This window comes from Vallitalea sediminicola, assembly GCF_054408565.1.
In genome coordinates this window covers 20,259-45,460 of sequence record NZ_BTPT01000017.1, presented here as the reverse complement: position 1 = coordinate 45,460, position 25,202 = coordinate 20,259, and the positions used below count along the sequence as shown (strand labels likewise).

General features: G+C 30.1%; 27 protein-coding genes. 24 read left to right on the top strand and 3 right to left on the bottom strand.

Going from position 1 to position 25,202, the window contains the following annotated elements; all coding sequences use genetic code 11:
* Positions 1–105: 105 nt before the first annotated feature.
* The 17 genes from ACX6CF_RS07625 (at position 106) to ACX6CF_RS07545 (ending at position 14,941) form a co-directional block, all read left to right on the top strand.
* On the top strand, positions 106–1,668 hold the full coding sequence (locus ACX6CF_RS07625) for a serine/threonine-protein kinase (RefSeq protein ID WP_458784720.1): 1,563 nt from the start codon (positions 106–108) through the stop codon (positions 1,666–1,668).
* A gap of 89 nt (positions 1,669–1,757) precedes the next feature.
* Positions 1,758–2,441, top strand: a complete 684-nt coding sequence (locus tag ACX6CF_RS07620; RefSeq protein WP_458784719.1) for a hypothetical protein — start codon at positions 1,758–1,760, stop codon at positions 2,439–2,441.
* A 51-nt stretch (positions 2,442–2,492) separates the two neighbouring features.
* Positions 2,493–3,632 carry a hypothetical protein gene (locus ACX6CF_RS07615; RefSeq protein WP_458784718.1) on the top strand — a complete coding sequence of 380 codons (1,140 nt, stop codon included), beginning with the start codon at positions 2,493–2,495 and terminating at the stop codon, positions 3,630–3,632.
* A gap of 5 nt (positions 3,633–3,637) precedes the next feature.
* Positions 3,638–5,125: an ATPase, T2SS/T4P/T4SS family gene (locus ACX6CF_RS07610; RefSeq protein WP_458784717.1), complete on the top strand. Its 1,488-nt coding sequence runs from the start codon at positions 3,638–3,640 to the stop codon at positions 5,123–5,125.
* On the top strand, positions 5,122–6,066 hold the full coding sequence (locus ACX6CF_RS07605) for a hypothetical protein (RefSeq protein ID WP_458784716.1): 945 nt from the start codon (positions 5,122–5,124) through the stop codon (positions 6,064–6,066). The genes ACX6CF_RS07610 and ACX6CF_RS07605 overlap by 4 nt, the downstream gene beginning before the upstream one ends.
* A 25-nt stretch (positions 6,067–6,091) precedes the next feature.
* On the top strand, positions 6,092–6,952 hold the full coding sequence (locus ACX6CF_RS07600) for a hypothetical protein (RefSeq protein ID WP_458784715.1): 861 nt from the start codon (positions 6,092–6,094) through the stop codon (positions 6,950–6,952).
* Between the two features lie 65 nt (positions 6,953–7,017).
* On the top strand, positions 7,018–7,191 hold the full coding sequence (locus tag ACX6CF_RS07595; protein ID WP_458784714.1) for a hypothetical protein: 174 nt from the start codon (positions 7,018–7,020) through the stop codon (positions 7,189–7,191).
* A gap of 41 nt (positions 7,192–7,232) precedes the next feature.
* On the top strand, positions 7,233–7,394 hold the full coding sequence (locus ACX6CF_RS07590) for a hypothetical protein (protein WP_458784713.1): 162 nt from the start codon (positions 7,233–7,235) through the stop codon (positions 7,392–7,394).
* Positions 7,395–7,472: 78 nt separating this feature from the next.
* Positions 7,473–7,883 (top strand): hypothetical protein, encoded by a 411-nt coding sequence (locus ACX6CF_RS07585; RefSeq protein WP_458784712.1) that lies wholly within the window; start codon positions 7,473–7,475, stop codon positions 7,881–7,883.
* Positions 7,883–8,371, top strand: coding sequence for a hypothetical protein (locus ACX6CF_RS07580; protein ID WP_458784711.1), 489 nt, complete (start codon positions 7,883–7,885; stop codon positions 8,369–8,371). Before ACX6CF_RS07585 ends, ACX6CF_RS07580 begins: the two co-directional genes overlap by 1 nt.
* A 384-nt stretch (positions 8,372–8,755) precedes the next feature.
* Positions 8,756–9,334 carry a 2-oxoacid:acceptor oxidoreductase family protein gene (locus ACX6CF_RS07575; protein ID WP_458784710.1) on the top strand — a complete coding sequence of 193 codons (579 nt, stop codon included), beginning with the start codon at positions 8,756–8,758 and terminating at the stop codon, positions 9,332–9,334.
* On the top strand, positions 9,331–9,642 hold the full coding sequence (locus ACX6CF_RS07570) for a 4Fe-4S binding protein (protein ID WP_458784709.1): 312 nt from the start codon (positions 9,331–9,333) through the stop codon (positions 9,640–9,642). Before ACX6CF_RS07575 ends, ACX6CF_RS07570 begins: the two co-directional genes overlap by 4 nt.
* Before the next feature lie 22 nt (positions 9,643–9,664).
* On the top strand, positions 9,665–10,849 hold the full coding sequence (gene porA / locus ACX6CF_RS07565) for a pyruvate ferredoxin oxidoreductase (protein ID WP_458784708.1): 1,185 nt from the start codon (positions 9,665–9,667) through the stop codon (positions 10,847–10,849).
* A gap of 23 nt (positions 10,850–10,872) precedes the next feature.
* The gene (locus tag ACX6CF_RS07560) at positions 10,873–11,805 is read left to right on the top strand and encodes a thiamine pyrophosphate-dependent enzyme (RefSeq protein WP_458784707.1); all 933 of its coding nucleotides are present in this window, start codon (positions 10,873–10,875) and stop codon (positions 11,803–11,805) included.
* 148 nt (positions 11,806–11,953) lie between these two features.
* Positions 11,954–12,991, top strand: coding sequence for a rhomboid family intramembrane serine protease (locus tag ACX6CF_RS07555; RefSeq protein ID WP_458784706.1), 1,038 nt, complete (start codon positions 11,954–11,956; stop codon positions 12,989–12,991).
* Between the two features lie 99 nt (positions 12,992–13,090).
* Positions 13,091–13,849, top strand: coding sequence for a hypothetical protein (locus ACX6CF_RS07550; RefSeq protein WP_458784705.1), 759 nt, complete (start codon positions 13,091–13,093; stop codon positions 13,847–13,849).
* Positions 13,850–13,903: 54 nt separating this feature from the next.
* Entirely contained in the window at positions 13,904–14,941 is a 1,038-nt protein-coding gene (locus tag ACX6CF_RS07545; protein ID WP_458784704.1) for an SCP2 sterol-binding domain-containing protein, read from the top strand.
* A 117-nt stretch (positions 14,942–15,058) separates the two neighbouring features.
* On the opposite strand, the gene ACX6CF_RS07540 is transcribed toward ACX6CF_RS07545, so the two are convergent.
* Complete coding sequence (locus ACX6CF_RS07540) at positions 15,059–15,805, bottom strand: CAP domain-containing protein (protein ID WP_458784703.1); 747 nt, start codon at positions 15,803–15,805, stop codon at positions 15,059–15,061.
* A gap of 234 nt (positions 15,806–16,039) precedes the next feature.
* On the opposite strand from ACX6CF_RS07540, the gene ACX6CF_RS07535 reads away from it, so the two are divergent.
* Positions 16,040–16,486, top strand: a complete 447-nt coding sequence (locus ACX6CF_RS07535) for a hypothetical protein (protein ID WP_458784702.1) — start codon at positions 16,040–16,042, stop codon at positions 16,484–16,486.
* Here ACX6CF_RS07535 and ACX6CF_RS07530 read toward each other — a convergent pair.
* The gene (locus ACX6CF_RS07530) at positions 16,433–17,176 is read right to left on the bottom strand and encodes a sensor histidine kinase (protein WP_458784701.1); all 744 of its coding nucleotides are present in this window, start codon (positions 17,174–17,176) and stop codon (positions 16,433–16,435) included. The genes ACX6CF_RS07535 and ACX6CF_RS07530 overlap by 54 nt on opposite strands.
* A gap of 351 nt (positions 17,177–17,527) precedes the next feature.
* Here ACX6CF_RS07530 and ACX6CF_RS07525 point away from each other — a divergent pair, with 351 nt between their 5' ends.
* Positions 17,528–17,944 carry an HIT family protein gene (locus tag ACX6CF_RS07525; protein WP_458784700.1) on the top strand — a complete coding sequence of 139 codons (417 nt, stop codon included), beginning with the start codon at positions 17,528–17,530 and terminating at the stop codon, positions 17,942–17,944.
* Between the two features lie 60 nt (positions 17,945–18,004).
* Here the strand turns inward: ACX6CF_RS07525 and ACX6CF_RS07520 are convergent, their stop codons facing one another.
* Positions 18,005–19,069 (bottom strand): undecaprenyldiphospho-muramoylpentapeptide beta-N-acetylglucosaminyltransferase, encoded by a 1,065-nt coding sequence (locus tag ACX6CF_RS07520; RefSeq protein ID WP_458784699.1) that lies wholly within the window; start codon positions 19,067–19,069, stop codon positions 18,005–18,007.
* 267 nt (positions 19,070–19,336) lie between these two features.
* On the opposite strand from ACX6CF_RS07520, the gene ACX6CF_RS07515 reads away from it, so the two are divergent.
* The 5 genes from ACX6CF_RS07515 (at position 19,337) to galE (ending at position 25,199) form a co-directional block, all read left to right on the top strand.
* The gene (locus ACX6CF_RS07515) at positions 19,337–20,353 is read left to right on the top strand and encodes an Ig-like domain-containing domain (protein WP_458784698.1); all 1,017 of its coding nucleotides are present in this window, start codon (positions 19,337–19,339) and stop codon (positions 20,351–20,353) included.
* Between the two features lie 407 nt (positions 20,354–20,760).
* Positions 20,761–21,459, top strand: a complete 699-nt coding sequence (locus tag ACX6CF_RS07510; RefSeq protein ID WP_458784697.1) for a hypothetical protein — start codon at positions 20,761–20,763, stop codon at positions 21,457–21,459.
* Between the two features lie 235 nt (positions 21,460–21,694).
* Positions 21,695–22,729 (top strand): LacI family DNA-binding transcriptional regulator, encoded by a 1,035-nt coding sequence (locus tag ACX6CF_RS07505; protein ID WP_458784696.1) that lies wholly within the window; start codon positions 21,695–21,697, stop codon positions 22,727–22,729.
* A 298-nt stretch (positions 22,730–23,027) separates the two neighbouring features.
* A complete protein-coding gene (locus ACX6CF_RS07500) occupies positions 23,028–24,185 on the top strand; it encodes a galactokinase (protein WP_458784695.1) in 1,158 nt (385 codons plus the stop codon).
* A 21-nt stretch (positions 24,186–24,206) separates the two neighbouring features.
* Positions 24,207–25,199 (top strand): UDP-glucose 4-epimerase GalE, encoded by a 993-nt coding sequence (gene galE / locus ACX6CF_RS07495; RefSeq protein ID WP_458784694.1) that lies wholly within the window; start codon positions 24,207–24,209, stop codon positions 25,197–25,199.
* The last annotated feature ends 3 nt before the right edge of the window (positions 25,200–25,202 follow it).

The window sequence follows — 25,202 nt, the reverse complement described above, 5'->3', positions numbered from 1 at the left end:
TGAGGGGAGTATTTTATTTATTGGTAATATTGTCGTCGCAATTCTATTATATTTTAATATTATGTCTATGATCAATTATCTTTAAGATAAGGTAGGAGAAATTATATGGTAGGAAGAATTCATTTTGGTAAATACCGTGTGATTAAAGAAATTGGCAAAGGTGGCATGAGTAATGTTTTCTTAGCAGAGAACATTAAGCTTGGTAATAAATGGGCCATTAAAAGAATAAAAAAAAGTGGTAGCCCCATTAATCTATTAGCTGAACCAAGTATATTAAAAGATCTTAATCATCCATTAATTCCACAAATAGTAGATATAGAAGAAGATACAGATTATCTGTATATTATTGAAGAATACGTAGAAGGCATTAATTTACAAGAATATAAAAATCAAAATAAAGATATCAATGAAAGTATTATTATTGATTTTGCTATTCAGATGTGTGATGTACTTGAGTATTTACATACAAGGAAACCATATCCAATAATATATAGAGATATGAAACCAGGCAACATAATGCTTACCGAAGGCAACAAAATAAAATTTGTTGATTTTGGAATAGCTAGAGAATATAAATATAACTCTAATACAGATACTGTATTAATAGGAACTATGGGCTATGCAGCTCCGGAGCAATTCGGATTAAGGCAAAGTGACGTTAGAACTGATATATATAGTTTTGGAGTAACATTATATTATTTAATATCTGGTAATAACATATCCTTGAATTATAAAGAATTGTCTCTGAAAGAATATGGTAATTATTCAGATACACTGGAAAATCTAATTGAAAGATGTATAAGAATACAACCAGAAGAGAGATATCAATCTGTAATAGAAATTAAAGAAGAGCTAATGCAGAAGAAAGATACTGAAAGATCACAAGTACATACGGTTTATTCAGTTGTTAAACAGAAAACAATAGGGGTTATGTCATTAACTAATAGAGCAGGAGCAACTTTTTTTACCACTAATTTAGCAGCAGCTTTAGGGAAGAAAAACGTGCTTATATCAATAATAGAATTACCTTATGATAATCCTTATATTTATGATTTAGTAGGGATTTCTAATTATAGTGAAGTAACTTATTATTCTATTTTGAATGAAATTAACAATAATAAAACAATACAAAGGGACAAAATTACAACTATAAACAACATTATGTATCTTGTAAGAGATCCCACTAGGGGAAAGATAGACAATTGGGATGATAATAAAACTATGAAGTTAATATATTCGGCAAAAGAATCCTTAATTTCTATAGTTGATATAGGGTATAACTATGAAAATATCGAGAATCTTCTTCCAGAATTTGATTTAATATACGTTCTATATGATGCCATGCCTCCAGATTTAATGGCTAACTATAATAAGTTAGAAAAACTAGAGGCCTATAATAAAAAAAATAATAATATCAGATATGTACTTAATAGTAATAATACAGGGATAAACATGAAAACCCTTAATAATTATTTAGAGATAAGACCTGATGTTACAATACCTAGGCTATCTGCTGAATTAATGTACAGATGTGCATATAAAAAAAAGTTTCCTTATGAAGAAAAAAAATTAAAGAATATATTTGATGAAAAATTTCAATCAATATATAGAGAACTATTACCAAAAGAACTCAATGGCAAGAAGCATAGAAGAAAATTATTTGGATAATTCAATAATTAAATTCAATTGTTTGGATTATATATTAAAGTTCTATATTTTATTAGTACTAAATCATTTACTAACTAAGGAGGACAGTAATGAAAAACTTTGTAAAAGGATTAATGGGGATTATTCTAATTGTAATTGCCATTGGCTCAATCTTTTATTGGGAGGTGTATGGTAGAGAAAGTTTATTATACAAGGATATAATTGTATTAATAGAAGATGTTAACAAGAATGAAATTATAACCAGTAATATGGTTCAGTATCAGAAAAGAGAAGAAAGTTCCTTAATAGATGATCCTATAATAGATGCGAATAATATTATTGGAAAAGCAGCCAATAACTATATACCTAAGGGGGTTCAACTTGTTGATAAATATTTTCAAAATCCTAATTTAGTTCTTGATGAAGACGAATACATATTTAAAATTCCTTTAGAATGGATAAAAGCATTTCCAGAATCTCTAAGAAGGGGAGATATAATTTATTTTTATGAAGTAAGTGAGGGGACTGGGACTGAAATTGAAACTTATAATTCTACTGAGGGAGAAATAGCCATAAACAACAAAAAAGCTTTAGAAAATGAATCGATAACAAGTGCTACAGTGGCTTATGTAAAAGATGGTGCTAACAGAGAAGTCATCACTCTGAGTGAAGAAGAGAGATATAATGGCTCAAGTAAAATCAATGAAATAGAAATAATTACTGATTTAGATACGGTTAATCTATTAAGGAATTCAATCAATGATGAGAAGGTATTTATCATTATGTATCAATAGATTCTTCAATTACTTAATATCTAATGAGTTATATGGAACTGGGAGGCAACTATGGCTACTAATAATTACAAAATACATTTAATATCTAACAATGAGAATCTACGAAGAAAATTACATAATGTTAATTATTTTGATGAAGTATTTATGAGTACCTCCTTCGATGATATAAAAGAAGAGATCATTATAATTGATGATAGAATAATTAATATTAATGATTTGTTAGAAAATAAGGATAAGATATCTTCAAAATACATATTTTATCAAGTATCCCAAAAACAATTTAAATTCTCGACAAAAAGTATAATAGAGTCCAATAATATTAAGCTTATTCAACCATATATGACAGATGAAAATATAGTAGAATATGTTTGCTCAGAAGTCATAGATAAATACAAATTCACTGTTAACAAAAACATAATTACCTTTTATGGTTCTGATTCCAAAGTTGGAACGACTCAGATAGCTCAGAGTGTAGCGGAAAAGATAATAGACAAATCTTATGCAAAAGTTTGTTTGATATTTCTTGATGGAGAAGCAGGAACTGATTACACAGATATTAATTTTAGAAATAATATTGATACAATTAAGATAAAATTAATATCTGCATTAGCAACAGTTGATGAAATATTTGATATTGCTGAGAAGGTTAAAGATAACCTCTATATAATAGAAGGAACTAAATCAATTCTCTATAGAAAAGAATATCAGCCGGAAAATATTTCTTATTTACTTAATATTTTGTCATTGGCTTGTGACCTTGTGGTGGTTGATGCAGGCAGTTGCATAGATAGAGCCATGCCAATAACTGCATTAACATCTACTAACCATAGATATTTAGTAACTACTCAGCAAGCTAATAGCTTAAGAAGGTATATGCAAAAAAAACCTATTTTAGAAAGATTATCTCTAAATGATTTTCAAGTTATAGTGAATAAACACATAGCAGATGGTTCGTTATTAACCACTTATGATCTTGCAAAAGAATATGGTCATCCTTTCCTTGCTAAAATTGAATTTTCTAAATATGCATTACAAGCTGAGAACGATAGAAAAGTGTTAATCCATTACAATGATAAAGAGGTTAACAGAGATTTTGATAGATTAGCTGAAAGTATTATTGAACAACTTAATCTAAGTAAGAAAAAGACTCCTAAAAAAAAGAAATGGTTTAATAAACAAGGGGTGGGATGACAACGATGAATAATTTAGTGACTGACAAAGTGGATTTCTATAATAAAACTAATATAAAAGAATTTGATTTAGAAGAATATATATATTCTATTACAGGTGAAAAGAAAGAACGGGTAACAAATATTACTAGAGATGAATTAACAAGGTTTCAAATACTCTGTGATACTATTTTTATATATTTTCATTCTGGGTGGGAACATGAAGGTCTTGAAACAAGCACTTTGATAAGACAAAAAAATGCTATTTTGGGAAAAGAATTAGAAGTTAAATATTTCAAGGAGAATATAGAAGATTATTTGAAGAGAAATAATAAGTTAATTGAATGGTATCCTAGCTGGTATATGGATATAGTTGATGCTATTTATCAAGAGTGTTGGGGATTAGGGGGTATTGCTGAGTGGAAATACAGTAAAAAATATGCTTTGTCCCAATCTGCAAAAGTAATAGGTAACAAGATATATTTTATGGAAAATGGGAAAATGAAGTTGCAACAACAGTCCATAACAGATGATAGAAGAAAACAATTAATAAAAGCATTATTACTCAATGAGAAAAATATACACTATAATGAAAAACATGCAGAGGTATCTATGCATGATGGAACTAGAATAACCATATATGGCGAGAAACTAGTTAAGGAAAATTTAGAGGTAATAATATTTAGAAAATATATTATACCAAAACTATCATTTGAAGAGCAAGTTAAGAGAAATACGATTCCATGCGAAGTTATACCTATGTTAAAAAGCATGGTTGACATTGGATACAATGTTATTTTCACTGGAGCTGTAAGAACTGGAAAAACGACGTTCTTAGAAACTTGGCAGATGTATGAAGATACTACTTTAGAAGGGCTTATGATTGAAACTGGTGCAGAAATTCCTGCACATAAGCTTCAACCTTATGCACCAATTATTCAGTTAATAGCAGACGATGACGAGTTAGGAAACATCATGAAACCTATTTTGCGTTCTGATGCAGATTATATTATTTCAGCAGAAGCCAGAGATGGACGAGCTCTTAATGTATCAATGAGAGCTGCTAATAAAGGTACTAGAAGATGTAAGACTACTTACCATACTACTGATCCAACAGATATTTGTTATGATATTGCAGATGAAATAGTAAAGTTCTATGGAGGCGACTTGTATAATACTATTTTTAAGGTAGCAAAGTCTTTTCACTACGTTTTTCATTTTATCCAATTAGCTGATAAAAGTAAAAAAAGATTAAAGGGTATCTATGAAATAAGATTCAATCGATATGATCATAAAATAAGTATTCATCAAATATGTAAATATAATTACAGTACTGATAACTGGCAATTTAAATACGATATTGGTGATGATAAACAAGAAATAGGTCAAGAAGAGGATAAAAGAGCACTAGCTAATTTCGAAAACGAACTAAAAAAATTAGAAGAGAAATATCCTTTTAAAAACTATTTAGTTTATGAGCCTAGATATGATAGTTTAAGAGGTGAAGAAAAATGATAAATACAGGTATTACAATAATAAAAATATTATTATATTGTATGGTGATAGTGGGTATTTGGGTAATCTTTTCTAAGAATATTTTGTATTTTCTAAAGGTGATGAAGCCTAAAAAAACATTTAGAAATAATGATGAAGTATCCACCTCTAATCTATATAAACATATAAAAAGACTTTTATTAATTGTATATGGAAAAGATGATGATAAAAAAGTATCTACTTTTTATCTAATTAGTATATTATTATTTTGTCTTACATTTTTAATGGTTATACAGAGAACATCATTAGTAAGAAGCCTTTTTTTTGCAACTAGTTTATCCTTAGTTCCTTATGTTTTCTTGCGATTGAAACTTAAGCAAATAAGAGTAGAGGGTAGTTATGAAGCGGACATATTGATTAATGAATTTTTGAATCAGTATAAAATGAATAATAGAAATATTTGTGATTCAATTGATGAAACAATTTTAAAAATTAAAGAAGCACCTGTTATGAAACTGCAATTGTTTATTATGTCTTTGAAGTTAAAGGAGTATAGAAGACCTGAAGAGTTAGAAGAAATTATAGAGAATTTTGTTTATGCAGTAGGTACAGAATGGATCATCTTACTTGCTAACAACATTTATATAAGTATAACCGATAATGTAGATATTACACCAGGACTTGAAGATATTCAGAAAGAAATAAAACAAGCTATTGCTGATAAAGAAAGAGAAAAAAGAATAAACCTTGAAAGTGTTAGTATTGTAAAGTATGTAACGCCAGTGCTATATCTACTTTCAATGATACTTGCTAAAAGTGTATTTAATATTTCCATTAGAGAGTTTTTGGATTATCAGATTAATACACGTACAGGTTTTAACTATTTCATGCTTATTGTAATGATGACTATATTTAATAGTAGTTTGCTTATATTGTTAAAAAAACAAAAATTTGACATCTAGATGATTTTAATGAATAGGAGCCAAAATGAAATTTAATATTACTATACTATATTATTGTTTTGTAATTACCTTATTATATTTTGCATGGTTAATTTTTAAAAGTATGAAGAAAAAGAAGAACTACAAATATATATTTCGTTCTAAGATGAAATTTACTAAGAGCAATAGTCTAAATGAAGAAATTAATAGTGCATTTTTAGATGCTGGGATTAATATAACAATGGATAAATATAATAATTTTAGATTAATTATATTAATAGTAGCTGTCGGAGCAATATGTATTTCTTATCATAGCAATAAATCACCTATAATCATTGGATTATTATTAATGTGTTACTTGTTAACAACTCCTGTGATAAGTTTTGGTAAAAAAGAGAGTCCTTTTATGATAGTAATAAAGATGATTAGAACGCTGCAAAATAAAAAGAAAGATATAGAAATATACAGGATACTTATTCAGCTCAAGAACATAGCTATTACTCAGCAAGATAGACCTTATAGTGCTGATTATACCATTAATCAATTAATAAAGTTTTCAAAACTCACTAAAAATGCTTTAATTAATTTCTTGATGTATTATAATCTGGGAAAAGAAGATGAAGCATATAAAAAGTTTACGAAAGAAATAAATACCAAAATGGGAAATGATATCGGAGTGATTCTACTAAAACTTGATAAACTTAATCCATTAGAGTTAGTAGAGCAGATTGATATTATTAAAGATAGAAATAGAGAAGAGCATATTACAGAAAAACATAGAAGGCAAAATGCTATATCAGATTTAATTTATCTTCCTATTATAATACCTGTATTTATATTATTTCTTAACTTTATTATGATAACAATTTGGATTCCTAAAATTGATAGCGTAATATTTTTTAATTAATAAAAAGATAATAATAGACAACAAATAAATGAAAATAAGTAATATGAAAACTGGAGGAAAATATTATGAAAGATTTTTTGATTTTATGTGCAAAAGTAGCTTTAGGGTTGCTTATTGGGTTTACATTGATTTATGGAGGTACTGATTCACTTAAACAAAAAGCAAAAACTGTTAATACAAATGTTTCTGCTGGTTTTACTACTATAAATTTTGAGTCTGTACCAGATACTTCTAAATAATGGTATAGTATTCACTTACTATGAAAGGATTGTTTATGTAATTGAAAGACTTCATAATAATGTGTGCAAAAATAGCCCTTGGAATATTTATAGCAGGAGCATTGATATTAGGTACTATTAAAGGTTCTGCTAATGATAGTTTACTACACAAAACAAAGAATGTCATGCAACAGAATTTAGAATTCCAAAAAAATTACCCGTAAAATTAAATAAGTAAAGATAATTGTATGAGTTATAATTCTAACTCATACAATTACATATCAAAAGGGGATATGTATAAAATGAAAGATTTTATAGTTCTAATTGCAGTATTAATTCTTCTATTACCATTCCCGCTGCAATATGCTTTAGAAGAATATAACCACAATCAAAAGTCAGAAATACAATCATATGTATATACAGCTAAAGAGAAAGCAAAACAAGAAGGATATTTTACACCTGAGATAAAAGAACAGTTAATAGAGAATATTACTAAGAACTTCCATCTTAAGGATAGTGATGTACATATTACAACTGAAAAAGTTCGTAAATATAGACAAAGCAAATTCAATAAAGACAATCTCATATATTATAAAATTGAAATACCCATAAGAAAAATAATAGCAGTACCAATTTTATGGGGAATCAATAATGATGAAAATAAAACTATGTATATAGTAGAGGGTTATGCAGCAAGTGAGGCGATACAATAATGAAACCATTCATATTCACACTTGCCATGTTGATACTTTTTTCAATATTTCTAACTTATCAAACTGATAACAATACCTATAATAGACAACTAGAAAAACTTAAGCAGGTAGCAGATGAGTGTTCCGCTACCGCAGGACTCTTTTATGATGAAGAAGCTTATTCAACAGGAATAACTGTTTATAATCAAGAAGAGGGTATAAAAGCAATCAAACATATTATAAAAAAAAATCTAGGTTTGTTAGATGATCATACACCATCTAGTACAAGTTATTGGAAAGATACTATTAATTATAAAACAGTATTTTTTGACAATAGTAATACCGTTTTCCCCTATTCTTATACAGATGATCAGAATAGATTTACCAAGCTTATAGCAGAACCTACTATAATAGTGGTAATCAATGTTGGAAAACCATCTTTTAGATTAAAATTTCTTCGACTCAAAGATGCTGTAAGGTCATCGGCATATGAATATCTGGACAGATGATTACTTCACAGAAGTAATAAGGACTAGAATTCTATTCAAAATATAGTAATCTCATAAGTGGTGAGTATCAATTAATCACAGATAAAAAATATTTAACTAAAATGTAATAAAAGTTAGAAAAAGTACGAAATTACAGGGTTAGTTATAATAATATTGATAAAAAATTTACAAATAAATTTTGCCCCATAGATAAAAAGTGTACAATAACAAGAATCCTAGTAAAAATAGGGTAATCAGGTCTTATAAATTTGCCATAAGATCGTTAAAAAAATAACCGTGCATACAATATACTTACTATTGACATCGAGTATATATTAGTGTTACACTAACAATGTTGAAAATTGTTTAAAAAAATTTAATTATATATAAGGAGGGAACTTGTCAATGGGTAACATGTTAGAAATTCGTTGGCATGGTCGAGGCGGACAAGGTGCTAAAACAGCATCATTATTGTTGGCTGAGGCTGCGTTTGACACAGGAAAATTCATCCAAGGCTTCCCAGAATACGGTCCAGAGCGTATGGGAGCACCTATCACTGCATACAATCGTATAAGTGATGAAAGATGTCCAATTCATTCAAACATTTATGAACCGGATTTTGTAGTAGTAGTAGACGAAACATTAATCGATGTAGTAGATGTAACTGCAGGTTTAAAAGAAACTGGTGGTATTGTTATTAATACATCTAAGACACCAGACGAAGTAAAATCTAAGTTAAAAGGTTACAAAGGTGGAGTATACACAATTGATGCTAGAGAAATCTCTATGGCAACTCTTGGAAGATATTTCCCTAATACACCTATGCTAGCAGCAGTAGTGAAAGTAGCAAAGATTATGGACGAAAAAACATTGATCAAATCAATGGAAACTTCATTCCATCATAAGTTTGCTAATAAACCACAAGTAATTGCTCCTAACATGGAAGCATTAAAGAAATCACTTTCGGAGGTGAAAGGTGCATGAGTAAGAAATTTGAACATGATATAGTGCCAGCTTATACGCCTTGGCAAGAAACAACTCCAGGTGGTCTTATAACTGAGTCTGGAAATGCTAATTATTTCAAGACTGGTGACTGGAGAGCAATGAGACCTATTTGGAATGCAGATAAATGTAAGCAATGTTTATTATGCTACCCAGTATGTCCAGATGCTTCAATTATAATAAAAGATAAAAAAATGACTGGAATAGATTACGATCATTGTAAAGGTTGCGGAGTTTGTGTAAACACTTGTCCTTTCAATGCATTCGATTTTGTACCAGAAGGTGAATAATAGATAGGAGGGAAATGAAGATATGGCAATTCGTGATAAATTATCAGGTAACGAGGCTGTAGCCATTGCAATGAGACAAATCAATCCTGATGTAGTAGCAGCATTCCCAATTACTCCATCAACAGAAGTACCTCAATACTTCTCAGCATTTGTTGCAAATGGTCAAGTAGATACAGAATTCGTTCCTGTAGAATCAGAACATTCAGCTATGTCAGCTTGTATCGGAGCAGGAACTGCAGGTGCAAGAACAATGACAGCAACATCAGCCAATGGTTTAGCATTAATGTGGGAAATGTTATATATCGCTGCATCATGTAAATTACCAATGGTATTATCAGTAGTTAACCGTGCATTATCAGGTCCAATCAACATACATAATGATCATTCAGACTCTATGGGTGCTAGAGATTCAGGATGGATTCAAATATATGGAGAAAACAACCAAGAAGCATATGATAACTGTATTATGGCAGTTAGAATCAGTGAAGACAAAAACGTACAACTTCCTGTAATGAACTGTTATGATGGATTCATCACTTCTCATGCTGTTGAGAATATTGAACTTCTTGAAGACGAAAAAGTTAAAGGTTTCGTTGGTAAATATGAGCCAATGAATTACTTATTAAACAAAGATGAAGCTATAGCTGTAGGTCCATTAGCTATTACAACTCATTACTTCGAGCACAAACGTCAACAAGCAGAAAGTATGAGAGATGCTAAGAAAGCTATCTTAGAAGTATCAGCTGATTTTGCAAAATTAACTGGTAGAGAATATGGCTTATTTGAAGAATATAAAATGGAAGATGCCGAAAGAGCAATCGTTGTTATCGGTTCTACATCAGGAACAGCTAAATTCGTAGTTGACGGACTTAGAGCAAAAGGCGAAAAAGTTGGTTTAATTAAGATTAGAGTATTCCGTCCATTCCCATCAGAAGAAATTGCAAAAGCTTTAGCAGGAGTTAAAGCAGTAGCTGTATTAGATAAATGTGATGGATTCAACGCTAAAGGTGCTCCATTATTTACTGAAACAGTTAGTGCATTATACTTTGGTGAAACTAAACCATTAGCAGTGAATTACATTTATGGTTTAGGCGGTCGTGACGTTAAGACTAATGATATAGATAAAGTATACGCTGATTTAACAGAAATCGTTGCTGCTAACAAAGTAAACGATCCTTATCGTTACTTAGGCGTAGTAGAAGCTTAAAATAATTGGAGGTGAAATAGAAGATGGCATATAATTTAAAAGAAACAACACAAAAACCAGAAAGATTAACTGGTGGACACAGAATGTGTGCTGGATGTGGTGCTCCTGTAGTAGTACGTACTATCCTTAGAGCATTAAAAGAAGAAGATCATGCAGTAATTGGTTCTGCAACAGGATGTTTAGAGGTTTCTACATTCCTTTATCCTTTTACAGCTTGGAAAGATTCTTTCATTCACTCAGCTTTCGAAAACGCTGGAGCAACAGTTGCCGGTGTAGAAGCTGCTTACACATCACTTAAAAAACAAGGTAAATTAGATGATACTTATAAATTCATAGCTTTTGGTGGAGACGGTGGAACATATGATATCGGAATCCAATCATTATCAGGTGCTATGGAAAGAGGTCATGACATGGTATACGTATGTTATGACAACGGAGCTTACATGAATACTGGTATTCAAAGATCATCAGCTACTCCAAAATATGCTGATACAACAACTTCACCAGCAGGTACAGCTGTACCTGGTAAGCAACAATACAGAAAAGATTTAACTAAAATTATGATTGCACATGGTATCCCATATATAGCTCAATCAGCTCCTTTCAAAAATTTCAAAGATTTATATGAAAAAGCTGAAAAAGCTATTTATACAAAAGGACCAGCATTCCTTAACGTATTAGCTCCATGTCCACGTGGATGGAGATACGAAGCTGATCGTTTAATGGAATTATGTGAAATCGCTATAGATACTTGCTTCTGGCCACTATATGAAGTAATTAATGGAGAGTACAAGTTAACTTACAGACCTAAAAACAAACGTCCAATTAGTGATTGGTTAGAAGCTCAAGGAAGATTCAAGCATGTAGCTAAGAATCCAGAAATTGTAGCTGAAATACAACAAGTAATTGACGAAAGATGGGAAACATTATTAAGACTTTGTGGAGAAGAAGCTTAAGAAATTTTCTTATTATACAATTAAAGCACCAGCCATTTTTATGGCTGGTGTTTTTAATGTTCTTTTTATTAACAAATAATGGTTGACTTATTCTGTGTAATGGATACAATAATAATAAAAAACATAACTTTAAGGGTGGGCACATGAAATGAAGACTTTTACCAAAATATGTAATATTTTTGATAGCTATAATTATCAAACCATTCCAACTGATAGTAAAAAAGTTAAAATGTACGCAACATTTAATAATAGCAGTTTATATCTAATAAATATAATATCTCTTGACAGTGCTTATACTTTCAGTAAAGAAAATTTTAATGAATATAAAATTATAACCAAAGAGCAATTTGGTCATATAGATACCAATAAAATTATTTTATTGAATCTAATAATAACAGATAATACATTAGATATATATAAAGATGTTAACTATACGCCCGACTTTGATGAAGACCTTATAGACATCAATTGGATTATTGATGAAGGTGAAGGAAAACTTATAATTCCAAGTATGCAGGTAAACAATGTAATAGGTATAGAAAAGGACATAAGAAAATTATTGGAATCAAATGATGAATCATGGGGACCTAAAATTATTCAAGAAAACGCTAGTATCCCTTATATTACCTATGGTCTTATCGCCATTAATATTGTTTTCTTCATATATATGGAGAGATCAGGAGGAACAACTAATATTCGCAATCTTGTTAAATTTGGTGCTATAGACTATTATTCATTTTTTACAAAAGGCGAGTATTATAGAATAATAACCTCAATGTTCATTCATATCGGTGCACTTCATCTTTTATATAATTCTTTTTCATTATTCATCTTTGGAACTAGAATTGAAAGATACATGAAGAAATGGGAATATATATTACTATATGGATTATCAGGAATCGCTGGAGGTTTGCTTAGTATAACAGTAGATATGGTGAATGAAAGACCAGTAGTTTCTGCTGGAGCATCAGGTGCTATATATGGACTCATCGGAGCTATCTTAGTCTATTCAATAATATACAAAAAGCACATTGGCGGAATTAATTCCTATACAATATTAATTATGTTCATTGTAGGTATAGCTTTTGGTACTGCGAATCCAGGAATAAGTAATTTGGCACATCTTGGCGGTTTTTTGGGTGGAGCACTAGTAGCTTATCTGCTAACATTTAGAAAGAAGGCCTAGTTGCAATATTTATTTAATAAATCATCATAAGAAGTGAATAAAAGAGCCCGGCAAAGAGAAAAATAAACATACAAAATAACTTTTTGCGGTGGTGAATTTATGTTTTTCAGTAAAGAAGTTTTACAAAATGAAGCAAGTGTCCTATATGATGACAAAGAAGTGCTTGAAGTACTAAATGACTATTATAATGACTACTCTAAATGGGAAGATAAGATAAATAAAGAGAGAGAAGAAGTATTTAAGATTATTACTAATTATTGTATGAAATTTTACAAAAACAGTCTTATATCAACTATTGAAGAAGATTTTTACAATAAATTCATTCTATTATTTATGCCAAGTTACAGTTTATCATTGACAGAACAAGAACTTAAGCTCACTCTAACTGAATTAAGTAGACTTCTTGAATACATCAATAACTGTCATGGAATTAATTTGCACAAGAATTACAAAAAAAGTTACACAGCTAATATTGATGAACTTACTAGGGTGTATTATATCCTTAGAAAAATACAAAAATATACAGAAGCACCAGTGCTTAGTTTCAATCCAATGATAATTGATATGAATTGCTACAAAAAGAGAAAAAAACATGTAGAAGTATCTAAGAGAGAAATGTACGAGCAAGGACACTTTGAAATTATAGATAAAATAGGTGGAATTATAATTTTAAAGAAAAGAAAATTGAAATCTAGTAATACTTATATTAAAATAAAAGTAGAAAGTTCTCTTGCATCAGATATGAGATGTGGGGATGTAATAAATATGAGAATCAAAAAAAGGTTTTTCTATACTACTTGGGATATAATTGATGTAAAAGATTATTACTCGAGTAAAATAAGCAAGTACATTGATTAAAAATAACTGGGGGACATTATTTTTTGTCCCTCTATCTACTTAGAGGGAGGACATATGAAGATAATAATCATTTATACGGGCAATGGGTTGGTTGATGATTTATCGTTGGCAGCAGTGAAACGAATACATACTGTACTTAATGAATTAGAAGTTAATGTAAAACAATTTAATCTTGAATACGATGATATAACAGAAGAATTTTTCAAGGAATTATTAACAGCAGAAGGAGTAGTATTAGCAACAACTGTAGAATGGATAGGTATAGGGGGCAGGATGCAGACATTTCTTGATAGATGCTATCATTCTAACCAGCAAGAGCTGTTTGAGGATAAGTATTTAATGTCAGTAGTATTAACTAAGGTAAGTGGAGATAGAGATGCCTCTAACCATCTAATAAAATGTTGGGATATGTTAGGGGGTATGGAAGGCGTAAATATCTGTGGTAAAATAGAAAAATTCGTGGAGATAGAAACTAACGAAAAAATAATATCAATAATAGATAAAAAGACTGAAGATTTTTATAGAGTTCTTAATCAAAAACGTGATACGTTACCAACAGGTACTGTTTATAGGGCTATGAATATATCTAACGAAATTGAGAATAATGAATCCGATACATTTACTAAGATGAATATAATTGATGAATATGTAGGAGATAGCAGGAATAATACTAAGATCATTGAGGAAGATCCATTTATCGTAGAGCAGAGACAGGATATATTAGAAATATCAGATTTCCTGAAACAACAATTAAATCAGAATGATAATTTATCTGGAAATAAATATATTGATAGATTCCTTCAGACATTCATGTGTGAAGACCCATCATTCACTTGTACATATAATATAATAATAACAGATCAGAAGAATAAAAACATAATACTAAAAGTGAAAGATAAAAAATTAGCTGGATATATAGGATCGTCCCCTTCAGCTGAGGTAATTATCAATATTGATACTAATACATTAGATCAAGTTATAAATGGTAAATTAACCATTCAAAGAGGCTTTTTGACAGGTAAATTAAAAGCCAAGGGTAATTTTACATTACTATACGAGTTTGACAATATATTTAAATTCACTGAGTTCTAATAGTGGTTTTAGTGTCAAAAGCAAGTTTCGCTAATGAATGATGCATTCAAGTTTAACTATATGCTTTTGACACTATGACCAATAATGATTTACAAAAAGTAATTCACTATCTATATATTATTTCTGAACAAACATCTGAACAAATACCTTACCATATCTTGGATCATTAAATATACCGATACCCACATAATTAAAATCTGTACTTAGAATATTTGCTTTGTGTGACGAACTGTTCATCAGAGAATATTGAGCAGCTTCTACAGTACTATTACCAGCGATATTTTCTCCAGCCATTTTATAATCCACAGAAAAATCCGAAAGCATTTTGAAAGGAGAACCGTATATAGGCGAATCATGACTAAAATATTTGTTGGTTGATAAATCTTCTGCTTTTATTCTGGCTACTCTCATAAGTTCCATATCTAATTTATAGGCAGGTAGACCAGCGCTTTTACGCTCTGCATTTATTAAATTAATCATAAGTGTTTCTTCTGGTGATAGATTACCACTGTATTTATCAGGTTCTTTAGTAGTTGGTGCAGGATTATAGTAGGAGTATACACGAGTATAAGTACTTGAGATTACACCCACCGAACCATCTTTCATATGAATTACATACCAACTGCCAAGTGTACCAAGAACATCTAGAACATCTCCTCTGGACACACTACCGATTTTTCCATATGAAGTACTTGGACCTATTCTGACATTTAATTTATAGGCTGTAACTTCAACCTGTTTTACATTGGTCCACTTAAAAATCAAACTTTTAGCAGTAGATACATTTGGTATTAAAAAACTAAGTAATAAGATAATAACTAACGATGTCATTAAGATTTTGGGTCTATTAATTCGTCTTCTCATACTGTCACTTCCTTCCAATATTATTATGGAAAGAACCAAGAGAATATATACAATAGGGTGAGTGGTAATTTATAACAAAGTATATTTAAAAATAATATTTAAGGGTAATATTGAGTATACATATATAAAATGAATTAAGTAATTAGTATATAATCTAAGATAGATGAATCTATACCATATATAGCTAAATATTTAATTCATCTTATATCTAAGAAAAGGAAGATGATAAATAAGATGGATAATAAATCTTCAAGTGAAATTATAGAAAGAGAACAATTATTATTACTTTATGAAAATCTAATTGATGAAGGATATAACCTATGTACAGGTTATAAAGCTATGCACAACAAAATAATTTCCCATATAAATAGAAATATCGTACAAGAGCTTATGAGATCAAAGATAAATCAATGTAATGAATTAATTAATCTCTATAATAAATTGGGTTGCAGGAAGTATGTAAACAAGAAGATGAATTATGATAAAAAATATAGGTTAGCTCAGATGTTTGCAAAAGAAAGTAATCATGGGGAGGTGTTAAATTATATATATGCTAATACCATTGATTATGATATAAAGCATATGATACAGAAAATTATTAATGACGAGAATCTAATCTTATTTAAATTATTGTACCTGCAGAGCTTGCTCGGTATTAATTGGGAGGCTGACAATAAATGATGTGCCTTCTCCTTCTTTGGTTTCAACTTCAATAGTACCACTGTGTTGTTCGATTATGGATTTTACTATAGGTAACCCAAGACCTGTTCCATTTTCTTTATAAGTTACAAATGGTTTGAAGATTTCGTCTACTCTATCGTCTCTAATACCTGATCCAGTATCGCTAACGGTAATCAATAGATAGGTATCTATATAGTTGACATCAACTGTAACTGTACCGTTTTCATCAGTTGCTTCTATAGCATTCTTGATCAGATTCATAAAAGCTTCCTTTAATCTTGTTTTGTCACCGGATATGACAGGCAGATCTTTTGTTTTGGTCATATACAAGTTGATGTTCTTGTTATATGCTGATGAATAAAAGTATTTGGCTACAGAATCAAGTAAGGAAGATACATCAACACATGTCTTTTGTATATTGAATGAGTAATTTAAAGTGTTGAAATCATTAAGTAATAGGCATATGTAATCAAGTTCTTCATATAGAGAACTCCAATGGGTATTACTCTTAACTTCTGGAGTCTGGACTTCAATAAGTTGTAAGGTGCTTCTGATCAATGAAATCGGATTCTTGATTTCATGAACTATTTTTGCGATTATTTCTGGTTTTCTAGTTTGCTGATAGATATTTAACCAATCGTCAAGTAATACAGAAAAATTTTCGATAATACTTTTTTCGTGATAATTCATTTATCCACCTCCTAACGTTTACTATTGTATCAAAGAAAATGGAATAATACAATGAATAATATTTAAAAAAACTCAATATTTGATAAAATACTAACAAATAGTATAATTTATACCAAATAAATATCATATTATTTATATATATTAATAGTATGTAAATTAGCCCTTATGATTATAAATACCCATAATAAATTATTACAAAATTATCCTTGAAAAAAGTTAAAATATAGTTTAGTATAGTCTATACAGGCTTGGTATTTATTTATCATCGAGGGATTATGTCTTATGAATAATATCTTAGGTATAGGCTGATACTTAGATATTGAGATAATAAGGCATTGGGAAGGAGAAATTATGATTAAACAAAATTGTTTATTCTGCAATGTTGCCAGTGGCTCTATGGATTCTTCTACAATTTTTGAGAATAGTGAATTTAAAGTTGTCCTTGATCCATATCCAGCAGCAAAAGGGCACACATTGATTATTCCAAAAGAACATATAGAGAACATATATGAACTAGATACTGAAACAGCATCGAGATTATTTGCTCTTGCAACACATATTGCAAAGGTATTAAAGAGTATTTACAATTGCGATGGACTAAACATAATACAAAATAATGGCGAAGCAGCTGGTCAGACAGTATTTCATTTTCATATGCATCTTATACCAAGATATAATAATGATAATGTAAAGATTAAATGGGAAACCATTAAAGTTGAAAAAGAAGAGCTGGATGCTATTGCTCAAGAAATTGCAAGAAGGCTATAAATATTATCTGAGGGCATTTCTATAATAGAAATGCCCTTAATTAAAATAAATTATTATTTCCTATTTCACTAATTCATTTATTAGAGTTAGTATGTTTTCAATACCGTTGCTTGATTTACTATGATTCATGTGATCAATATAATCATTTCTACTGTTATATACAGTATCTATGGCTTTCATCATATTCTTAGGGGTCATATCCTCCTCGTTAAGAACATAACTATATCCATGTTTTTCAAAAGAAGCAGCATTAAGTATCTGGTCACCTCTACTAGCATTAGCTGGTAATGGAATAAGTACATGAGGTTTCTTAAGAGCTAATAACTCGGAGATTATGTTAGCGCCAGATCTTGATATAACCACATCACTCATTGCTAATATGTCTGACATTTCTTCATTAACATATTCAAACTGTCTATAGCCTTCTATACCTACTAGTTCTTCCTTTAGATTATTCTTACCACATAGATGTACTAACTGATATTTTTTTAATAATAAGTCAAGAGCTTCTCTAAGAACGTCATTGATTCTGACAGCTCCTAGACTACCACCTGTCATCAATAATACTGGTTTTGAACTACTGAATTCACATAAGGATAGACCTTTTTCTCTATCACCTTGCAATATTTCTTCTCTAATAGGTGTTCCAGTAAGAACAGCTTTATCTTCTGGAAGATGTGTAAGTGTCTCCGCAAAAGTAGTACATACTTTTGTTGCAAAAGGAATACTTATTTTGTTAGCAAGTCCTGGAGTCATATCTGATTCGTGTATAATTGAAGGTACTCTATTTAACTTGGCACCTAGAATAACGGGAACTGATACAAAACCACCTTTTGAAAATATTATGTCGGGTTTTAATTTTCTAATTACTTTAGCTGCCTGACCCACGCCTTTTACAACTCTAAATGGGTCTGATAGATTCTTGAAATCAATATATCTTCTAAGTTTTCCAGATGAAATTCCATGATAAGGAATACCTTTTTTCTCTACTAAATCTTTTTCCATACCATTGTAAGAACCTATATAATGAACATCATAACCAAGTTTGTCTAGATGAGGGATAAGAGCTAGATTAGGCGTTACATGTCCAGCGGTTCCTCCACCTGTTAATACAATTCGTTTCACATTTTTTACCTCCAGTGTGAATCTAAGTCTGTTTGTATTATTATTATCCCTTTTGGTAAAATAAATGTCAATAGGTTTATAGTAAAAGTGCTGATAAAAATATCTTTCAATAAGCATATTTGTATTAAAAATACCATATAAAAATATGTGTTTATCGTAAAACATTATATAAATAAAACGCATCATTGACAATGATATGAAAGAACGGTAGAATATAGTCGTAAAATATAAAAAAATAAAACAAAAGAGATGGAGTGAGTAATAATTATGAAAAGATTAAGGGAATTTAGTGTGTGTTTATTAATTGCAGTACTTTTGTGTACAACTACATGTGTGTATGCTAACAGTGATGATCTGGCAAAACCAGAAGTAACTAAAGTTATGGGAATTGAAGGAAATAGAGTAGAGATTACTTTTAATGAAGAGCTAGATAAAACTACAGTTGAAGAAATTTCCAATTATACTATCTTTGAAAAATACGGAAGTAAAGAACAGTTACAAGTATTAGAAGCAGTAGTTGACGAGTCTAAGACTAAGGTTATTGTTACTACAGAAAAACAAAAAGGTTGTACTCTATATGGAATTGATATTTCTGGAATAGCAGATTTAGCTGGTAATGTGATGGATAATGACTATAAAGTTTTTGTTGGTTTGGAATCAGATTACATCGTAGATGATAAGGATTTTGATATAGTTAGTGTGAGGGCAATTACTAAAACAAAAATTATTTTAAAATTTAATAAAAAGATTAGTGATGTTTCGGCTGAAAATTTAACTAATTATGTAATTAAAGAAAAATACGGTGTTAAACCAGTATTAAAAGTACTTAGTGCAAAATTGGATTCAACTGGTTATGAAGTTACATTAATAACAGAAGAATTGAGAGGCTCAATCTTATATAGTGTTGTAATAAATAATCTTATGGATGCATCAGGACAGATCTTTAGAGAGGTAGATTCACTATTTGTGGGGGTTAGTTCTTCAGAAGAATTTGTAGTTACAAGTGTTAAATGTACTGCTGATAATACAGTAGAAATAACTTTCAACTGTGAAATCAATGAACAAACAATACATAATATGTCATATTATGAAATTAGTAAAAAGTATGGAGATAAACAAAAAGTACAAGTACTTAGTGCTTCTATTTCATCTGATTCAAAAAAAATAATATTAGCAACAGATGAGTTAGAGCCTAATTGGCTATATGAATTAAAAGTCCAAAATGTGAATAGCGTATGGGGAAATGTTTTAGAACCTGTTGCTAAATGTTTTGTGGGTAGATAAGCTTAATTTAAATCAAATAAATTGAAAAGAAAGGTTATATTCATTTTAATGAATATAACCTTTCTTTATGAATCTTATTCTTTGTGAAGCGGTTGGCTAAGTTTTTTTGAAGTATAGGTTGATTGCTCTTAATATTTATTAATAGGCCAATCCATAAAAATGATTAATATAATTACTTGGTTATAAAGTATTGCTTTAAAAATAATAATAGATAAATTAACAAATCTTTATTATATTAATTATATAAAATATTTTGATAATTAAACAGTATAAAATAAATAAAACTAAATAATACTTTAATAAAACATGAAATTATACTATAACTATTGATAAATATTATCGAAAATATTAGAATATGGCTTGTAGAAAACCAAATATAATATTAATTAAAGGAGACGATGCAAATTATGAAACAGATTAAAAGAATTAGTATGGGTTTTTTGGTAACTGTACTTTTTTGTACTAATGTAGTTGCTTATGCTAGCACTAATGACTATGAGAGGACAAGTATTTCAGATTTTAAGATCTTGAACGAAAATCAATTACAGATTACATTTAGTAGAGCAGTAGACAAAGAAGCAGCTGAAGATATTTCTAATTATAATATACATCCATCTATAGGAGCCGTATTCTATTATGTAGATATCAAATCAGCTAAGCTTGATGAAACTAACACTGTAGTTACACTTAATACTGGTGATATAAGTCATGATATGTTCATGCTTGGTATCAATAACAACATCAAAGATATAAATGGTGTTAACATTGATAATTGTTGGAGAATATTCTGTTATCATCCACAAGCTGAAAATATGCAAGTGAAAATTATTGATAATAATAAAGTAGAGATTAATTTTAATCGTGTAGTAGATAAAAAATCAGTTGAAAATATCTCTAATTATAATATAAGTGATGTATATTATACATATGGATGTGAAACATATGGAGTGGTAGATATCCAATCAGCAGAACTTGATATTACTGGTACTAAAGCAATACTTAATGTTAATAATTTACGAGCTGAATCTGTATATGCAGTACTTATTGAAAATGTTATGGATATTGATGGTAATGGAATAAATACTTCAATATTATTTCAAAAATAACTAGAAGATACATTAATAGTTAAAATTCATTCGTGGATAGTCTGACAGAATATAAGAATATATAATAGGTGAAACGGTTATATCTAGATAATTATAAATAGATATAACCGTTTTTTTATGACATAGTAAGTTTCATATGACAAGAGCTATAAAAAATAATATTAGTACTTGCAAATATTAATATTATATCATATAATGATTTTAGAAAACCTTTTCTATAATAGGAGGTGAAGGGATGGATCAGCAAAAAAGAGCTACAATCGCTGATGTTGCCAAACTAGCAGGAGTTTCCATTACTACAGTATCAAGAGTAATGAATAAGAACTATCCTGTAAAAGAAACAACTGCAAAAAAAGTTCAAAAAGCAATAGAAGAACTAGAATTTAAGCCTAATCTACTAGCTAGAGGACTTATACATAACAAAACCCAAACTATAGGAATTCTTACGCCTAGCATAGAAAACCTTTTCTTTTCTGAAGTGGTAAAAGGAATTGATAGTGTTATTAAAAACAAAGGGTATACAACGTTTTTGTGTAATACTGAAGGAGATCCAGAGCAGGAAAAGCTAATGATTGACAATATGAAAGATAGAAGTGTTGACGGTATTATTGCAATTAACCCTAGAACCAAGAATATCAAATCAGGTTATTATGAGGGGATTAGTAAACAAATACCGCTAGTCATTATTAATGGATATAACAGAGGTATTCACTGTAACTATGTTCTTAATGATGGAGAAGTAGGGACTTATGAAGCATTAAAGTATCTATATGAATTAGGTCATAGGGATATAGTTTTCCTAAGAGGACGATACAGTTACTCATATGATGTGAAAGAGGATATATATAGACAATTCTGTGAAGAGAATAAGCTGGATTTTAATGAAGAAAACATATTGGTGATTGAAGATGGTAATGGACTTGAAGCTGTTGAGCAGTCAAAAGCGATAGTTGAAAATATAATTAAGAGAAATGGTAAAGCTACTTGTTTATTTGCTTGTAATGATTGGATGGCAGTAGGAGCATTGAATGCGGCTAAGTCTCTGAATATATCGGTACCACAAGAATTTTCTATTATAGGGTTTGATAATACTATTATAAGTCAGATAACAGAACCTAGTCTCACAACAGTAGATCAGAACATGACAGGACTTGGACAGATATCGGGTAATAGGATATGTGAGATTATTAGAGATAGGGATAAGGAGAATAAGAAGATTATTATTGAAACTAGGTTAATTAGTAGAGATAGCGTAGCTGGGAGATTATAAATTTTAGTGTGGCTACCGTAGGTAATATATATACAAAACAGCTCATATTTAATAATTGAAGAAAAACTAAATTCGTTCCAATAAATATTACTAAACCTTGACAACTCCTGACGTCAAACAGTCAAGGTTCTTAACGTAATATTTATTTCCACTCATTAAGATTTTCTAACAAATATTAAAAAGTCGCTTTATTTGTATATATATTACCTACTGGGCTATGTTAGATATTGATAGAGATATAATAATTAGATAATAAAAATAATATAAGATTAAAATTATAGAGAGGAATGAAATAGATATGGAGAGAGAGATTGTTGGTAAGTTTGTGGAGTTGTATGGTGGAGAAGAGAGTGGTGTAGATAAGTTTTTTGCGCCGGGGAGAGTTAATTTGATTGGGGAGCATATTGATTATAATGGAGGTTATGTTTTTCCATGTGCTCTTGATTTTGGTACATATGCGGCGGCTAGGAAGAGGGATGATGGTAAGGTTAGGTTTGCTACTCTTAATTTTGATCTTAAGGTAGAAATTGATGTTGATAATATTAGTTATAAGGAAGAACATGATTGGACTAATTATCCTAAGGGAGTTCTTAAGGAGTTTATTGATAAGGGTCATGAAGTTGGCGGTTTTGATATTTTGTATTATGGAAATATTCCTAATGGTTCGGGGTTATCTTCTTCGGCATCTCTTGAAGTTCTGACAGCTGTAGTTGTTAATGAGTTGTTTGATTGTAAGGAAGATATGGTTGAAATGGTAAAAATGAGTCAGAAAGCAGAGAATCAATTCGTAGGAGTTAATTGTGGTATCATGGACCAATTTGCTTCAGGTATGGGAAAATTAAACCATGCAATATTACTTGATTGTGAAACATTAGAATATAAATATGCACCTCTTAAGCTAGAGGGTTATAAGATTGTTATAGGAAACACTAAGAAAAGAAGAGGTTTAGCAGATTCTAAATACAATGAAAGACGTTCAGAGTGCCAATATGGTCTAGAATGTATTCGAAAAGAATTGGATATCAAGAATCTATGTGAGATGGATGTAGAGACATTTGATAAGTATAAGCATTTTATTGATAAAGATATTCCTAGAGATAGAGCTAAACATGCTGTAGAAGAAAATATAAGAGTTATAGAAGCAGTAGAAGCACTTAATAATGAAGATATTATTACATTTGGTAAATTGATGAATGCTTCTCATGAATCACTCAGAGATTTGTATGAAGTTACAGGTGTTGAACTTGATACTATGGTAGAAGAAGCTAGAAAGATAAAAGGAACTATAGGTTCACGTATGACTGGTGCTGGTTTCGGTGGTTGTACAGTTAGCATTGTGAAGGAAGATTGTGTTGATGAGTTTATAGAACAAGTTGGTAAGAATTATGAAAGAAAAATAGGGTTGAACCCTGAGTTTTATGTAGCTAATGTTGGTAATGGAGCTGGAAGAATCTAAAAATAGAAGGGAGATATTACAATGGCAATTTTAGTATGTGGTGGAGCAGGATATATTGGTTCTCATACAGTGGCAAGACTTGTCCAGAAAGGTCAAGAAGTTATTGTATTTGATAACTTACAAAAAGGACATAAAGAGGCAGTACCAGAGAATGTTAAGTTATGTATAGGTGATCTTAGGGATAGAGATGCTCTAGATAAAGTTTTTAGTGAGAATAAGATAGATGCTATTATTGATTTTGCAGCAGATTCTCTTGTTGGTGAGAGTGTTAATGAGCCATTAAAATATTATAACAACAATATGTATGGAACTATGTGTTTATTAGAGAAGATGAAGGAATATGGAATTAAATATATTGTATTCTCATCTACAGCGGCTACATATGGAGAACCAGAGAGTATTCCTATTGTGGAGACAGATAGAACTGTGCCTACTAATCCTTATGGAGAGACTAAATTATCTGTTGAGAAGATGCTGAAGTGGTCGGATAATGCTTATGGAATTAAGTATACAGCACTTAGATATTTTAATGCGGCAGGGGCTCATGTTGATGGACATATAGGTGAAGACCATACTCCAGAGTCTCATCTTATACCTATTATATTAGAAGTAGCACTTGGTAAGAGAGAGAAAATATCTATATTTGGTAATGATTATCCTACAGAAGATGGTACTTGTGTCAGAGATTATATTCATGTTACTGATTTAGCAGATGCTCATATCTTAGCTCTTGAAAGATTGCAAAATGGTGGAGTTAGTACTGTATTTAATCTTGGTAATGGAAAAGGATTTTCTGTTAAAGAAGTTATTGAAGTAACTAGAAAAGTTACAGGACATTCTATACCTGTTGAAGAAGTTGCTAGGAGAGCAGGGGACCCTGCTGTGTTAATAGCTTCTTCTGACAAGGCGGTTAAGGAGTTGAATTGGAAGCCACAGTATAATTCTTTGGAAAGAATTATTGAGAGTGCGTGGAAATGGCATGTGAATAATCCTAATGGATATGGTGATAAATAAGTA

What these genes read in the sequence shown, in the direction of transcription:
- ACX6CF_RS07625 (WP_458784720.1), top strand. Translation starts at nt 106, where the DNA reads ATGGTAGGAAGAATTCATTTTGGTAAATACCGTGTGATTAAAGAAATT.
- ACX6CF_RS07620 (WP_458784719.1), top strand. Translation starts at nt 1,758, where the DNA reads ATGAAAAACTTTGTAAAAGGATTAATGGGGATTATTCTAATTGTAATT.
- ACX6CF_RS07615 (WP_458784718.1), top strand. Translation starts at nt 2,493, where the DNA reads ATGGCTACTAATAATTACAAAATACATTTAATATCTAACAATGAGAAT.
- ACX6CF_RS07610 (WP_458784717.1), top strand. Translation starts at nt 3,638, where the DNA reads ATGAATAATTTAGTGACTGACAAAGTGGATTTCTATAATAAAACTAAT.
- ACX6CF_RS07605 (WP_458784716.1), top strand. Translation starts at nt 5,122, where the DNA reads ATGATAAATACAGGTATTACAATAATAAAAATATTATTATATTGTATG.
- ACX6CF_RS07600 (WP_458784715.1), top strand. Translation starts at nt 6,092, where the DNA reads ATGAAATTTAATATTACTATACTATATTATTGTTTTGTAATTACCTTA.
- ACX6CF_RS07595 (WP_458784714.1), top strand. Translation starts at nt 7,018, where the DNA reads ATGAAAGATTTTTTGATTTTATGTGCAAAAGTAGCTTTAGGGTTGCTT.
- ACX6CF_RS07585 (WP_458784712.1), top strand. Translation starts at nt 7,473, where the DNA reads ATGAAAGATTTTATAGTTCTAATTGCAGTATTAATTCTTCTATTACCA.
- ACX6CF_RS07580 (WP_458784711.1), top strand. Translation starts at nt 7,883, where the DNA reads ATGAAACCATTCATATTCACACTTGCCATGTTGATACTTTTTTCAATA.
- ACX6CF_RS07575 (WP_458784710.1), top strand. Translation starts at nt 8,756, where the DNA reads ATGGGTAACATGTTAGAAATTCGTTGGCATGGTCGAGGCGGACAAGGT.
- ACX6CF_RS07570 (WP_458784709.1), top strand. Translation starts at nt 9,331, where the DNA reads ATGAGTAAGAAATTTGAACATGATATAGTGCCAGCTTATACGCCTTGG.
- porA (WP_458784708.1), top strand. Translation starts at nt 9,665, where the DNA reads ATGGCAATTCGTGATAAATTATCAGGTAACGAGGCTGTAGCCATTGCA.
- ACX6CF_RS07560 (WP_458784707.1), top strand. Translation starts at nt 10,873, where the DNA reads ATGGCATATAATTTAAAAGAAACAACACAAAAACCAGAAAGATTAACT.
- ACX6CF_RS07555 (WP_458784706.1), top strand. Translation starts at nt 11,954, where the DNA reads ATGAAGACTTTTACCAAAATATGTAATATTTTTGATAGCTATAATTAT.
- ACX6CF_RS07550 (WP_458784705.1), top strand. Translation starts at nt 13,091, where the DNA reads ATGTTTTTCAGTAAAGAAGTTTTACAAAATGAAGCAAGTGTCCTATAT.
- ACX6CF_RS07545 (WP_458784704.1), top strand. Translation starts at nt 13,904, where the DNA reads ATGAAGATAATAATCATTTATACGGGCAATGGGTTGGTTGATGATTTA.
- ACX6CF_RS07540 (WP_458784703.1), bottom strand. Translation starts at nt 15,805, where the DNA reads ATGAGAAGACGAATTAATAGACCCAAAATCTTAATGACATCGTTAGTT.
- ACX6CF_RS07535 (WP_458784702.1), top strand. Translation starts at nt 16,040, where the DNA reads ATGGATAATAAATCTTCAAGTGAAATTATAGAAAGAGAACAATTATTA.
- ACX6CF_RS07530 (WP_458784701.1), bottom strand. Translation starts at nt 17,176, where the DNA reads ATGAATTATCACGAAAAAAGTATTATCGAAAATTTTTCTGTATTACTT.
- ACX6CF_RS07525 (WP_458784700.1), top strand. Translation starts at nt 17,528, where the DNA reads ATGATTAAACAAAATTGTTTATTCTGCAATGTTGCCAGTGGCTCTATG.
- ACX6CF_RS07515 (WP_458784698.1), top strand. Translation starts at nt 19,337, where the DNA reads ATGAAAAGATTAAGGGAATTTAGTGTGTGTTTATTAATTGCAGTACTT.
- ACX6CF_RS07510 (WP_458784697.1), top strand. Translation starts at nt 20,761, where the DNA reads ATGAAACAGATTAAAAGAATTAGTATGGGTTTTTTGGTAACTGTACTT.
- ACX6CF_RS07505 (WP_458784696.1), top strand. Translation starts at nt 21,695, where the DNA reads ATGGATCAGCAAAAAAGAGCTACAATCGCTGATGTTGCCAAACTAGCA.
- ACX6CF_RS07500 (WP_458784695.1), top strand. Translation starts at nt 23,028, where the DNA reads ATGGAGAGAGAGATTGTTGGTAAGTTTGTGGAGTTGTATGGTGGAGAA.
- galE (WP_458784694.1), top strand. Translation starts at nt 24,207, where the DNA reads ATGGCAATTTTAGTATGTGGTGGAGCAGGATATATTGGTTCTCATACA.